Annotated in this window: 9 protein-coding genes and 1 tRNA gene; 7 read left to right on the top strand and 3 right to left on the bottom strand. The window is 63.3% G+C overall.

Annotated features, from left to right (window positions below):
* Positions 1-489 (top strand): hypothetical protein, encoded by a 489-nt coding sequence (locus JO391_RS14135; protein ID WP_220661106.1) that lies wholly within the window; start codon positions 1-3, stop codon positions 487-489.
* Positions 490-549: 60 nt separating this feature from the next.
* Here JO391_RS14135 and JO391_RS14130 read toward each other — a convergent pair whose 3' ends face one another.
* Positions 550-801, bottom strand: a complete 252-nt coding sequence (locus tag JO391_RS14130) for a hypothetical protein (protein ID WP_220661105.1) — start codon at positions 799-801, stop codon at positions 550-552.
* Between the two features lie 260 nt (positions 802-1,061).
* Between JO391_RS14130 and JO391_RS14125 the strand changes: the two genes are divergently transcribed.
* From JO391_RS14125 to JO391_RS14100, 6 genes are read left to right on the top strand one after another with little or no spacing between them, the layout of a single operon-like run.
* A complete protein-coding gene (locus JO391_RS14125; RefSeq protein ID WP_220661104.1) occupies positions 1,062-4,148 on the top strand; it encodes a BPTD_3080 family restriction endonuclease in 3,087 nt (1,028 codons plus the stop codon).
* On the top strand, positions 4,145-5,095 hold the full coding sequence (locus tag JO391_RS14120) for a hypothetical protein (protein ID WP_220661103.1): 951 nt from the start codon (positions 4,145-4,147) through the stop codon (positions 5,093-5,095). The genes JO391_RS14125 and JO391_RS14120 overlap by 4 nt, the downstream gene beginning before the upstream one ends.
* A gap of 48 nt (positions 5,096-5,143) precedes the next feature.
* Positions 5,144-5,974 carry a hypothetical protein gene (locus JO391_RS14115; protein WP_220661102.1) on the top strand — a complete coding sequence of 277 codons (831 nt, stop codon included), beginning with the start codon at positions 5,144-5,146 and terminating at the stop codon, positions 5,972-5,974.
* A gap of 3 nt (positions 5,975-5,977) precedes the next feature.
* Positions 5,978-8,878 carry a site-specific DNA-methyltransferase gene (locus JO391_RS14110; RefSeq protein ID WP_220661101.1) on the top strand — a complete coding sequence of 967 codons (2,901 nt, stop codon included), beginning with the start codon at positions 5,978-5,980 and terminating at the stop codon, positions 8,876-8,878.
* A 21-nt stretch (positions 8,879-8,899) separates the two neighbouring features.
* Positions 8,900-9,439: a T4SS efffector SepA family protein gene (locus JO391_RS14105; protein WP_220661100.1), complete on the top strand. Its 540-nt coding sequence runs from the start codon at positions 8,900-8,902 to the stop codon at positions 9,437-9,439.
* 4 nt (positions 9,440-9,443) lie between these two features.
* On the top strand, positions 9,444-11,531 hold the full coding sequence (locus JO391_RS14100; protein ID WP_220661099.1) for a 3'-5' exonuclease: 2,088 nt from the start codon (positions 9,444-9,446) through the stop codon (positions 11,529-11,531).
* Between the two features lie 223 nt (positions 11,532-11,754).
* Here JO391_RS14100 and JO391_RS14095 read toward each other — a convergent pair.
* Both JO391_RS14095 and JO391_RS14090 read right to left on the bottom strand, forming a co-directional pair.
* A tRNA-Arg gene (locus JO391_RS14095) sits at positions 11,755-11,831 on the bottom strand.
* Positions 11,832-11,887: 56 nt separating this feature from the next.
* Complete coding sequence (locus tag JO391_RS14090) at positions 11,888-13,231, bottom strand: sensor histidine kinase (protein ID WP_220664568.1); 1,344 nt, start codon at positions 13,229-13,231, stop codon at positions 11,888-11,890.
* Between the last annotated feature and the right edge of the window lie 138 nt (positions 13,232-13,369).

The following is a 13,369-nucleotide window of genomic DNA, read 5'->3' as shown; positions in this document are numbered from 1 at the left end:
ATGGCCGGCACCGCCCCCACGGAGCACCCCGCCAATGAACAAGGAAACGCTGACGCAGATCTTCCTGGACCGGTGGAAGGAACAGAGCCCAGCCAAGTTCAAAGCGCAGGACAGGACGTTCCTGACGCGGGAGGCGACGGCGCTGTCGGAAATGGCGGTGGCGGAAATCGAGGCGGAGCGGCGGCCCGGCCAGACAACGGAGGAGGTCTGGAGCGAGATAGCGTCGCCGTTCCTCAAGAAGAGGATGCCGACCCAGGACTGACCGACGACGCCGAGCCGGAAGAACATCCGGAGCCCGCGGCGGCAGGTCTGACCGGGGAGAACCCCGGCAACTTCGTCATCACACCAGAGCTTGGGCTTGGTACCGGAACGGATGGCCAGAAGCTGTCCGGCAACATCGCCGCGATCGAGCTTGTGAAGAAGCTGACGGCCGAGGGCCGCCATGCGACGCGGGAGGAACAGGCCGTTCTTGCCCGCTATGTCGGCTAGGGCGGGATGAAACGGGCTTTCGCCCAAGGTCGCGACCGATACCGGGCTGTGGGGCATAGCCTACCACTTCCGATATTGGAACATGACCGAAGACTGTAGTCGAACGGTCGATCCCGTCGACCGATCGGGCCGCCTACGCAACTGGTCCATGTCGTCAATCGGGCAGACCTGCGAGAAGCGTGCATTCACGGTGATGTGCCGAATCCACATGCGACCAGCGCCCGCGTCGGCGCCGTCCGCGCCATCCTGGGCAGCTGCCTCGGCAAATCTGGCACCCACGCCGACAACGGCCTCAACAGCGGTGATCGGCATCAGGCCCTCCTGTTGGAGATCATCGAACGGTCGTCCACACGATCAGAACCTGCGCAACGGGCTCCGGCTGCTTGCAGGCTTTGCCGCTGAGTATCCAGATTCTGTCTGACGGCCGAGGCCAACGGCACATGGCGGCGTCCGGATCATCAACACAGAGTCCGATCGTGGACGCCTAGCCACTTTCCTCTTCCGCGCGGCGGATCGGCTCGTCTAGTGTTCGCGCGAGGAAGCTATGTTTGTCGGTGGCGTGGAGTAAATCTATGGAAGCTGCTTCGTTTTTCGAGAAGCCGATCCTCAACTCACCCTATGAATACCCGGACCGACACTGGGAACTGGATCCCGAAGGCCAACCGACCAACCGAATACTGCCCTCTCGTCGCCGGTCCGATCTGATCACTCCCGTCCCGCCGCCGAAAAAGCAAACCAAAGCTTCGAAGCAGGGCTCATTTATCCTCGGCGGTCAGGATGGCCTTTCGACTGCCGAGCAGGAGTACAACCCCACCCCGATCATCAACGAACTGCGGGGGTATGTGGATTCGTGGCGCAAACTGCCGAACCCGGATCAGTGGCTCGTTACGCCCGAAACTGCTCGCCTCCTGCAGCACTGGCGACATCATCAGTTCGGCGGCGTCCGCCCCTTCTTCTGTCAGATTGAGGCCGTCGAGACAGCGATCTGGTTGACCGAGGTCGCGCCTCACATGGGCCCGCGAGGCGCCAAGTTCCGAAACCATATTGAGGGGGCGAATGCCCAGGCGAATCCGGAACTTCTGCGGACCGCCCTGAAGCTGGCGACCGGCGCCGGCAAGACCACGGTTATGGCGATGCTGATCGCGTGGCAGACGGTCAATGCCGTTCGGCACCCGAACAGCAGGCAGTTCTCAAGCCGTTTCCTGATCGTATCGCCGGGCATCACCATTCGAGACCGGCTGCGGGTGCTACTGCCCAACGACCCCGACAGCTACTACCGGAGTCGCGAAATCGTCCCGCCCGACATGCTGCGCGATGTCCAGAGCGCCAAGATCGTCATCACCAACTACCACGCCTTCAAGCTGCGCGAGAAGCTGGCGATCGCCAAAGGCACGCGCGAGGCGCTTGAAGGTTGGCGGGGCGACAAGGTCCAGACCCAGGAAACGGAAGGCGAGATGATCCAACGGGTCATGGGCGACCTGATGGGCCAGAAGAACATCGTGGTGATCAACGACGAGGCCCACCACTGCTATCGTGAGCGGGTCCGCGATGCCATGGGCGAGAAGGAAGATGACCTGAAGGGCGACGAGAAGAGCGAGGCCAAGGAAAACAACGAGGCTGCGCGGTTGTGGATTTCCGGGCTGGAGGCCGTAAAGCGCAAGCTTGGCATTCGCATGGTCTATGACCTGTCGGCCACGCCGTTCTTCTTGCGCGGGTCCGGTTACATCGAGGGCACGCTCTTCCCATGGACGATGTCGGACTTCTCGCTAATGGACGCCATCGAATGCGGCATCGTGAAGTTGCCGCGGGTGCCGATCGCTGACGACGTTCCCGGCGGAGACACCCCCAAGTTCCGCAACCTATGGGATCATATCGGCAAGAAGCTCCCGAAGAAGGGACGCTCGGGCGGCAAGGCCGCCGATCCGCTCAGCCTACCGGTCGAACTGCTGACAGCCCTGGAGGCTCTGTACGGGCACTATGAGAAAACCTTCCGGCTCTGGCACGATGAAGGCATCGGCGTCCCCCCGGTCTTCATCGTGGTGTGCAACAATACTGCGACCTCGGAACTGATCTACAAGTATATCTCGGGCTTCGAACGCCCCGGTGACGAAGACGGCCAGTCGACTCTAGAAAACGGCCGGCTGGCCCTGTTCCGGAACTTCGACGATTTCGGCAACCGCCTTGCCCGCCCCAACACCATCCTGATCGACAGCGCCCAGCTGGAGTCCGGCGAGGCGTTGGACAAGGACTTCCGGGAGATTGCCGCCACCGAGATCGAGCAGTTCAAGCGCGAACTGATCGAACGGACCGGCGACATCACCGCAGGCGACAAGATCGACGAATCCACCCTGCTGCGCGAGGTGATGAACACGGTCGGCAAGAAAGGCCGGCTGGGCGAGCAGATTCGCTGTGTCGTATCGGTCTCGATGCTGACCGAAGGCTGGGATGCGAACACGGTCACGCACGTTCTCGGCGTCCGCGCCTTCGGCACCCAGCTGCTTTGTGAGCAGGTGGTCGGGCGGGCGCTGCGGCGCCAGTCCTATGAACTGAACGACGAAGGCCTCTTCAACGTCGAGTATGCCGATGTCCTCGGCATCCCATTCGACTTCGCCGCCAAGCCCGTGGTCTCGCCGCCGGCCAAGCCGCGCGAGACTGTCCGCGTCCACGCCTTGAGGCCCGACCGCGACGCGCTGGAAATCACCTTCCCCCGCGTCGAAGGCTATCGCGTCGAACTGCCCGACGAGCGGCTGGAGGCGAGGTTCGGTCCCGACCATGTCCTCGAACTGACCTCGACCCTTGTCGGGCCGTCGAACACCAGGACACAGGGCATCATCGGCGAAGGCGTCGACCTGACTCTTCAGCACCTCGAAGACACCCGCGCATCGACGGTTCTCTTCCACCTCGCGCGGCACCTGCTCTACACGAAGTACCGCGACCCGGGGGAGGAGCCGAAGCTGCACCTCTTCGGACAGCTTAAGCGGATCACCCGCCAGTGGCTGGAAGGCGGCTACCTGAAATGCACCGGCGGCACCTACCCGGCCCAGCTTCTCTACAAGGAACTGGCCGACATGGCGGCCGAACGCATCAAGTCGGCCATCACGGAAACCTTGCAGGGCGAACGGCCGGTCAAGGCGATCCTTGACGCCTACAACCCGACTGGCTCCACCTCCTACGTCAATTTCACCACCTCCAAGGCGCTGCGCTGGCAAACCCGCCCCGACAAGTCGCACGTCAACTGGGTCGTCTGCGACAGCGATTGGGAGGCAGAGTTCGCCCGCGTGGCTGAGGCCCACCCGCGCGTCCTGTCCTACGTCAAGAACCAAGGGCTCGGGCTCGAAGTGCCCTACCTCTATGGCTCCACCCCGCGCAAATACATCCCCGACTTCATCGTCCAGGTCGACGATGGTCACCTCACCTACGGCGGCAAGCCTGACCCGCTGAACCTGATCGTCGAGATTAAGGGCTTCCGCGGCGAGGATGCCAAGGACAAGGCAAACACCATGCGCGCTTACTGGGTGCCCGGCGTCAACAACCTCGGCAAGTTCGGGCGATGGGAATTTGCCGAGTTCACGGCGGTTTACGAGATGGAGGAACAGTTCGACAAACTGCTTGAAAGTCTCGGCGCAGGACAGGCGCGACAAGGGATTCTGGTCGAATGACATCGCCCCCGTTTGGAACCCTCGCCGACATCGCTCCCCGTGAAGCTTGGTTTCACGAAGAGCGCGATTTCACCCCTTGGCTTGCCGCAAATATCGACGGGTTGGCCAAGGCTATCGGAATTCCACTCGAATTGACCGGCACCGAAGTTCGAGTGGAGGCGTTCGAGGCGGACATTCTTGCCCGCAACCCTATGGATGACACCGTCGTCCTGATCGAGAACCAGCTGGAAGCAACCGATCACACACATCTTGGACAAATCCTGACGTATCTCGCCGGTTTGGAGGCGCAGACCGTCATCTGGATTTCTCCGAGCTTTCGGGAACCACACTTGTCCGCTGTCAATTGGCTCAACGAACACACCTCTGAACGTTTTGCCTTTTTCGGGGTCAAGCTTCGCGTGGTTCGGATCGGCGACAGCCCTTACGCTCCGATCTTCGAAGTTGTCGCCCAACCAAATGGGTGGGAACGCCGATTGACCACCACACGTCGAAAAGCCGAAGCGCCGACCGCCCTGGGTGAGCGTCGCCGCGCCTTCTGGTCCGCCTACCATACTCGCTATCCCGCTGTTGCGGACCTTGGCATCAAGCCCGTGGCGACCTCTTCGGTTTGGGCGCGCGTCGATGGTCTTGCAGCCCCCGCCAATCTTTCACTCTGGATCGGCTCTGACGATTGTGGCGCTTTCCTTCGCCCAGCCCGTGGCGGCACCATCCAGCCCATCTTCGACCAGCTTTCACCATTCGCGGCTGAGCTCGAAACTGCCCTCGGTGCCACCTTTCAAGCGTCAGGAGAGAACTTGCTCTCGACACGTTTCGACAAGGGCTATGCGAATGAAGCGGACTGGCCGACCATTATCGACTGGATGGAAAAGACACGTATGGCCTACCTCGCAGCCTTAGGTCGTGTAGCAGCGGTACTCTCGGCGCAGGAGCGCAGCGATGGCCGCTGACTCATGCCATCCGAGACTCCGGCGCATTGTGAACAAGTCTGAGGCGACATGAGAATCGAAAAGGGCCTCGTCATCCGTGAACCCTGGATCGACCTGATCCAGACCGGCCAGAAGCCATGGGAGATGCGCGGCCAGCGCCCCTCGTACCGGGGCTGGATCGGCCTCATCCGCAAGGGCAGCGGCGTGGTGTCCTCGATCGCGCGCCTCGCAGATGTCGGCTTTCCGCTCTCGCCCGACGAGATGGTCGCCACCTTCGACCACCACCGCATCCCCGAGGCGATGATCCGCAGCGGCGAGGTTGCGAAGTGGACCACACCCTGGAAGCTGGCCGATCTCCGCGTCCTTCCCCGGCCCGTGCCCTATCGCCACCCGAACGGTGCGATCACCCTTTTCACGCTCGACCCGCAGGTCAGCGCGGCCATCGTGGCGCAACTCGGACCTGACATGCCCGCCGCCGACATGCCCGCCCCGCAGCCGTCCACGGCCCGCCCGATCACCCCTCGGGCTCCGTCCCGCCCCCCGAAAGTGTCCGCCATGCCCGTGACCTCCCCGCAGCCAGCCGCCCCCGGTTCCCTCCTGGGCGAAACGGTGCTGACCGAGGGCAACCTGAAGAACAACCACTTCTACCTGCGCGCCTTCCTGCATCACTTCCCGGAAGACCTCGTCGGCGGCCGTGACACCGCTCCGCCCACCCTCGCCGTGGTCGAGTCACCGGGGATGCCGCCCACCCAAACCGACATCTGCCCCACGCACCGCTTCTTCCGCGACCGCAGCTGGACCCGGCGGTTCTTCGCCAACCACGATGCCGAACCGGGTGACCGTGTGCAGGTGCATCAGGTCGCCCCCCGGCATTACCGCGTCTTGCTTGTGAAAGGTTGACCCTTGGCCAAGAAACCCATCGAGGTCGAAACCCTCACCCACGACGCCACGCGCAAGAACATTCCGACGGCGGAGTTCGAAAGCCTGATGCGTGATCAGGACAAGTCCCCCATCCAGCTCGCCTACGAACGCCGCAACCGCGATCTTGACCCGCAGCTCGTGTGGCGCGGCAAGGATGAGCAGGACTGGTCCGACCTGATCGTTCAGGCCCCGCCCCTCTACATTCAGGAAAAGGTCCACCCCAAGGTCATCATCGACGACCTGAAACGCGAAAGCGCCAACCGCGCCAAGGCGGCCAAACCCGCCCCGCAGTTCGACATGTTCGCCGATTTCAACGGCCTGCCCGATGCCGAGGCCGCGACCGAGTTCTACCAGCACGACCAGCACTGGTCGAACCGGATGATCTCGGGCGACAGCCTGTCGGTGATGGCGTCCCTGGCCGAGCGGGAAGGCTTACGCGGTCAGGTGCAGTGCATCTATTTCGACCCGCCCTATGGCATCAAGTTCAACTCGAACTTCCAGTGGTCCACCACCAGCCGCGACGTGAAGGATGGCGACAAGACCCATGTGACGCGCGAACCCGAACAGGTCCGCGCCTTTCGCGACACCTGGAAGGACGGCATCCATTCCTATCTGACCTATCTGCGCGACCGGCTGACCGTGGCGCGCGATCTGCTGAGCGAGAGTGGCAGCATCTTCGTGCAGATCGGCGACGAGAACGTCCACCGCGTGCGGGCGCTGATGGATGAGGTGTTTGGGGATGAAAATGTTGTTGCGGTCATCCCGTTCATCAAAACCAGCAGCCAAACAAGTGATTACCTGCCCAGCGTTTGTGATTATGTAATTTGGGCCGCTAAATCGAAATCTAACGTCAAGTATCGCCAGCTCTACTTCCGAAAGTCCGTTGGAGGGGATGGTTCTGCTGGTTACACAAGGTTGCAATCGGACGATGGCAGCCGCCGCTCCATGACGCCCGAAGAAAAGCGGAACCCGGACCTTCTTGATCCGAAACTGAAAGTCTTTTCACTCGACAACATGGCGAGCCAGAGACCGCCCGGAGACTTTCCGATCTACATTGTTGGACGCGCCATCAAACCCAATCGAGGTTACTGGAAGACGGGCGAACTTGGTGTGTCTCGTCTAACCAAAGCGGAGCGTCTGGAACTTGTTGGAAACACGCCGCGATATGTGCGGTTCATCGACGACTTCGGCGTTTTTCCACTCTCGAACGTGTGGACTGACACCATCACTGCAGGTTTCGCGTCCGACAAGGTCTACGTTGTTCAGACGCTCGAACGGATCATCGAACGCTGCATTCTTATGACCACCGACCCCGGCGATCTGGTGCTCGATCCCACCTGCGGCTCGGGCACCACGGCCTATGTCGCCGAACAATGGGGGCGGCGCTGGATCACCATCGACACCAGCCGCGTCGCCATCGCTCTCGCCCGCTCCCGCCTGATGGGCGCGCGCTATCCCTATTACCTGCTGGCCGACAGCCCCGAGGGGCAGCAGAAGGAAGCCGAGATCACCCGCACCCCGCCGAAAACCACCCCCACCCACGGCAGTATCCGCCAGGGCTTTGTCCATGACCGCGTGCCGCACATCACGCTGAAATCCATCGCCAACAATGCCGAAATTGACGTGATCTGGGACCGGATGCAGCCGGGCGTGGAACAGAAGCTGGCCGAGTTGAACCACTCCCTCCTTGGCACGGCCCCGCCCTTCAAGGTGGAAACCGGCGGACGCGCGGGCAAGAAGATCGAGTTCCGCGAAGGCGGGAAAGAAAAGCTGCCGTCCGGTGAAGAGGTGGAAACCTGGAAGCTGCTGGAATGGGAAGTCCCGCGCGAGGCGCCACAGGGCTGGAGCGAAACCAGCCGTGGCTTGCTAGCGCAGTTCTGGCAGGCCCGGATCGCCCGCCAGCGCGAAATCGACGCCAGCATCGCTGCCAAGGCCGAGTTCGAATACCTCTACGACAAGCCCTTCGCCGACACCTCCAAGGTCCGCGTCGCAGGCCCCTTTACCGTCGAGAGCCTGTCGCCCCACCGCTCCCTCGCCGTCGACTGGGACGACGAGCTGATCGACACCTACGAGGCCGCCGAAGGCAAGCGCAAGGCCGCCGAGGCCCCGCGCGACTTCACCGACTTCGCCCATATGATCCTGGAAAACCTGAAAGCCGCAGGCGTGCAGCAGGCGCATAAGGAGGACAGGATCACCTTCACCAGCCTGAAGGGATGGCCCGGCAACTGGATCGCGGCCGAGGGCACCTTCATGGAAGGCGACACCCAGCGCCGCGCGGGCGTGTTCATCGGCCCCGAGTTCGGCACAGTCTCCCGCCCCGACCTTGTGGCCGCCGCGCGCGAGGCGGGCGACGCCGGTTTCGACGTGCTGATCGCCTGCGCCTTCAACTATGACGCCCATAGCTCCGAGTTCGACAAGTTGGGCCGCATCCGCGTGCTGAAGGCCCGGATGAACCCCGACCTGCACATGGGCGGCGACCTGAAGACCACCGGCGCGGGCAACCTGTTCGTGATCTTCGGCGAGCCGGATATCCGTATCACCGATGCGGGCGACGGGATGGTGCAGGTCCAGGTCTTCGGTGTGGACGTGTTCAAACCCCAGACCGGCGAGGTGCAAAGCGAAGGCACCGACGGCATCGCCCTTTGGATGCTGGACACCGACTACAACGAGGAGTCGTTCTTCGTCCGCCACGCCTATTTCCTCGGCGCCAACGATCCCTACAAGGCGCTGAAGACCACGCTGAGGGCCGAAATCGACGAGGAAGCCTGGGAGAGCCTGTATTCCGACACCTCGCGCCCGTTCCCGAAGCCGAAGTCCGGGCGGATCGCGGTGAAGGTGATCAACCACCTCGGGGACGAGGTGATGAAGGTGTTTCCGATATAGATTAGCGAGAGGATGTTCTCAATGCCATACGTTGAAGTGAAAGAATCTGACCTCAGAAGACTTCGTGAGCTTGCCGGGATCTTTGAGATAAAGGATGTGATCACAAAGTTGATCGATGATTTCCTGGAAGATTACACGAAGCCTCAGGTCGGCAAGCCGTCAACCACTGCGACTGAATACTCTTTTGATGACTTGCCTTCTCTAGTGCATGCGAAATTCATTTCAGGCAAGATCGGTGATATTGCTTCAAACTCCACCACATGGAACGGTTTCCTTGAGCAGTGTCTGGAGATCGCCCACGGTCGATTGGGAGGCTTTGGTGCAGTCGCAAGGGTGGTGCCGCTTAACATAGTGGCCGGAGAGCGTGCTGAAGAAGGGTATCGATACGTTCCATCGATTGACCTTTCCTTTCAGGGAGTCTCGGCCAGTTACGCGGCCCGCTATATCGGGCAAATTGGGAAGGCGCTGAACAGTTCAGTCGAGATTGACTTCCTGTGGCGCACCAAAGAGGAAGCGCTAAAGCCGGGCGAGAGCGGCAGATTAATCTATCGTGCGCGGTGATTCCTTGGAGTTTCGCATAGCCGACACCTTCACCGACAGCCTCGGCCGACTGACGGCGCAGGAGCAGAAGGCGGCCAAGACCACCGCCTTCGACCTGCAACTCGACCCCACCTCGAACGGCCTGTCCTTCCACAAGTTGGACCGCACTCGCGACGCCAACTTCTGGTCGGTGCGGGTGAATGCCGACATCCGGATCATCGTCCACCGCACGGCAGCCGGCATCCTGCTGGTCTATGTCGACCACCACGACGACGCCTATGCCTGGGCCGAACGCCGCAAGATCGAACGCCACCCGACCACCGGCGCCATGCAGCTGGTCGAGGTGCGCGAACGGGTCGAAGAGGTGGCGGTCTTCAAGCCCAGGGAGGTGAGCGGGCCAGTCGCGCCCGCCACCAGGCCTGCCCCCCGCCTGTTCGATAACCTGCGGAAGTTCGAACTGATGGCCTTCGGCGTGCCCGAGGACTGGGTCGAGGATGTCCGCGCGGCCACCGAGGACAGCCTGTTCGACATCATCGCCCACCTGCCGCAGGAGGCGCAGGAAGCGCTGCTGAAGCTCGCCGTAGGCGAGCGGCCGGAGCCGCCACAGCCCGTTCCGGCCGAGGCCGATCCCTTCGCCCATCCCGATGCCCAACGCCGCTTCCGCCTGCTCACCAATTCGGAAGACCTGCGGCAGGCGCTGGACTTCCCCTGGGACAAGTGGGCGGTCTTCCTGCACCCCGCCCAGGCCGACCTTGTCAGCCGCAACTTCTCGGGCCCCGCGCGCGTGTCAGGCTCGGCCGGCACCGGCAAGACGATCGTCGCCCTGCATCGGGCCGTCCATTTGGCCCGGGCCAATCCGGGCGCCCACATCCTTCTGACCACCTTCTCAAAGGCGCTGGCCAATGCGCTGCGGCCAAAGCTGGTAACCTTGGCCGGGGCCGAGCCCCAGGTGCTGTCGCGCATCACGGTGAAGGCGATGACTGCGGTCGGATACGACCTTCATGCCGACCGCTTCGGCCAGCCGCAGATCGCCCCTTCCGCGCTGATCCACACGCTCCTCACAAAGGCCGCGGCCGAGGTCGAAGGCCATCGGTTCACACCGCGGTTCCTTCGCGGCGAGTGGGACGAGGTCGTGGACGCCTGGCAGTTGACGAGCTGGGAGGCCTATCGCGATGTCTCGCGCCTGGGCCGCAAGACCCGGATCGGCGGCAAGCAGCGCGAGGCGCTCTGGGCGATCATGGCGCGCGTCCGGGCCGGCCTCGCCGAGCGGGGCGTCGTGACGATGGCGGACGTGTTCGGCCGCCTGACAGACCACCTGGCGCAGAGTGGTGCCCGGCCCTTCGACTTCGCGGTGGTGGACGAGGCCCAGGACCTCGGCGTCGCCGAAGCGCGATTCCTCGCCGCGCTGGCCGGCGGGCGCGAGAACGGCCTCTTCCTCGCCGGGGACCTCGGCCAGCGCATCTTCCAGCAGCCCTTTTCCTGGCGCTCGCTCGGCCTCGACGTCCGGGGCCGGTCTTACACCTTGCGGGTCAACTACCGCACCTCGCACCAGATCAGGCAGCACGCGGACCGTCTCCTGCCGATGTCCGTGGCGGACGTCGACGGCACATCCGAAAGTCGGCGCGGAACGGTGTCGATGTTCGACGGCCCGCAACCGCAGGTCATTACCTGCGAAGACGAGGGACAGGAGACCCAGACCGTAGCGGACTGGCTTCGGGCCCGCCTGGATGAGGGAAGCGCGCCGGAAGAGATCGGCATCTTCGTCCGCTCCGAGGCGCAGATGAAGCGGGTCCGAGCCGCCATCAAGGTCGCCGGCCAGCGGGTAACCGAGCTGGGAGAATCGGCCTTGGTCGAGCCAGGCGCTGTTGCCATCAGCACGATGCATCATGCCAAGGGCCTGGAGTTCCGCAGCGTCGCCGTGATGGCCTGCGACGACGAGATCATTCCCCTGGCGGATCGAATCGAAGCCGTGGCGGACGATGCCGACCTGGAAGAGGTCTACAACACCGAGCGCCATCTTCTTTATGTCGCCTGCACCCGCGCGCGGGACCACCTCCTGCTCACCGGCGTCTTGCCGGTCTCCGAGTTCGTGGAGGACTTTCTCAAGGGCTGACCTGGGGCCATAGATCGGGCGGCGCCACGTGTATCCGCAAACCCATCAAGGCGAAACCAAGCCGGATGAGTGAGTTTTGCTAAAGCACAAGCAAAGGGAGCCAGTTCAAGACCTGATCGAAGCGTTGTCTCACTTCGGCGCAATCAGTCGCACAATAGAAGATGGGTGCAATGATGGGTATGAACCTATCCGGCGCATTTTCCTGTTGCTTTTCAATGGAAGGTGGCGGACCCGGAGCGATTCGAACGCCCGACCCTCAGATTCGTAGTCTGATGCTCTATCCAGCTGAGCTACGGGTCCGTCGTGAGGGGGCGTTTAGCCCCCCCGCTCGGGCTTTGCAAGGGCCAAAGCGGCGATCACTCGTCGGATTCTGCGGCGAGTTTCGGCAGGCGGATGATGAACTCCGACCCGTCCTCATCCGTTCGCACCAGCTCCAGCCGGCCGCCGTGGCCGCGCACCAGTTCCGCCGCGATGGCCAGGCCCAGGCCGGTCCCACCCCGCCGCACCCCGCCCTGGAACGCCGAAAACAGGTGCTCGCGCGCCTTGGGCGGCAGGCCGGGGCCGGTGTCGCCCACCCGGATCCACCACTGCGCATCGTCCTCGCCCGCCGAAACCTCGATGGTCCCCGCCTTGCCCGTCGCTTCTATGGCCTGCCTTGCATTGCGCACCAGGTTCGACAGCACCCGGTGCAGTTGCTCGGAATCGGCGCGCAGCACCAGGCCCGGCGGAATGTCCAGGATCGGCTGCACGAGGCCGCTGTCCGCAGCCAGCCCCTCGCCCTCGATGATGTCCTCGACCAGCGGCCGCAGCGCAAACAGCCGCAGCTGCGGCGGCGGCTCCTCGGCCTTGCCGAAGGCCAGCGTCGCCTCGGTCAGCGACACCGCCCGGCTGATCGAAGCCACCAGCTTCGGCGCCGACCGCGCAACGGCTGGGTCCGCGCTTCCCTCGATACGGTCGGCGAACAACTGCGCCGTGGTCAGGATGTTGCGCAGGTCATGCGCGATCTTGGCCACCGCCCCGCCCAGTTGCGCCAGCCGCTCCTTCTGGCGCAGCGAGTTGGTCAGCTGGGTCTGCATGGATTGCAGCGCCTCTTCCGCGATGCGCAACTCCACCACCCGCGCCTCGGGCGTGATCACCCGGCGCGCATCCTCGGGCGCTTGGGCATAGGCCTGCATCGACCGCACCACCCGCCGGATCGGCACCACCAGAAGCCGTTGAACCGCCAGGAACAGAAGGAAGGCGGTGACAACCGAGATCAACGCCGAAAGGGCCAGGATGCGCAGGCCATAGTCCAGCATCGACACCCGCAGCTCGGCGGTGTTCAGCGTGATCTCGATCAGCTGTCCCGCCTGCTGCACCGGATAGCCGATCACGCGGATCACCTGCGGTTCGGGGTTCAGCATGACCGCCATGGCATCGCGGATCAGCGCCCAGGGTCCCGCCGTACGCAGGTCATAGGTTTCGACGATGGGGGCGGGAATGGGCGAGGACAGCACCAGTTGCCGCACTTCGTCGCGCCGCAGCACCACGTTGTAGACACCGGCATTGGCCAGCAACTCGCGCTCCAGCTCCGGCGCGATCATCCGGTCCGAGGCCAGTACGGACAGCGCCGCGATCTGCGACTTCTCCAGTCGCGATACCAGGTAGTCCGCCCTAAAGCGCGCCATCGAGGGCACGAAGATCAGGATTTCGGCCAGCATCACGAAGGCCACCGTCAGCAGCAGGAACCGCCCCGACAGCGTGCTGAAGAATCTGTTCTTGCTGCCCCTGTGCGGCACGCCTTGCCCCCGCGGCCCTGGCTGGCCGCTCCCAGGCCGGACGTAGCAAACCGCGCACAA

The sequence above is a fragment of the Neotabrizicola shimadae genome, from assembly GCF_019623905.1.
In the GTDB taxonomy this organism is placed as follows: Bacteria; Pseudomonadota; Alphaproteobacteria; order Rhodobacterales; family Rhodobacteraceae; genus Neotabrizicola; species Neotabrizicola shimadae.
Note: the sequence above shows the minus strand (reverse complement) of the source record. Positions and strands in the feature narration are given on the sequence as shown.

Coding starts and splice junctions, on each gene's coding strand:
- JO391_RS14125 (WP_220661104.1), top strand. CDS start 1,062: ATGGAAGCTGCTTCGTTTTTCGAGAAGCCGATCCTCAACTCACCCTAT.
- JO391_RS14130 (WP_220661105.1), bottom strand. CDS start 801: ATGCCGATCACCGCTGTTGAGGCCGTTGTCGGCGTGGGTGCCAGATTT.
- JO391_RS14105 (WP_220661100.1), top strand. CDS start 8,900: ATGCCATACGTTGAAGTGAAAGAATCTGACCTCAGAAGACTTCGTGAG.
- JO391_RS14135 (WP_220661106.1), top strand. CDS start 1: ATGGCCGGCACCGCCCCCACGGAGCACCCCGCCAATGAACAAGGAAAC.
- JO391_RS14090 (WP_220664568.1), bottom strand. CDS start 13,231: ATGCTGGCCGAAATCCTGATCTTCGTGCCCTCGATGGCGCGCTTTAGG.
- JO391_RS14115 (WP_220661102.1), top strand. CDS start 5,144: ATGAGAATCGAAAAGGGCCTCGTCATCCGTGAACCCTGGATCGACCTG.
- JO391_RS14120 (WP_220661103.1), top strand. CDS start 4,145: ATGACATCGCCCCCGTTTGGAACCCTCGCCGACATCGCTCCCCGTGAA.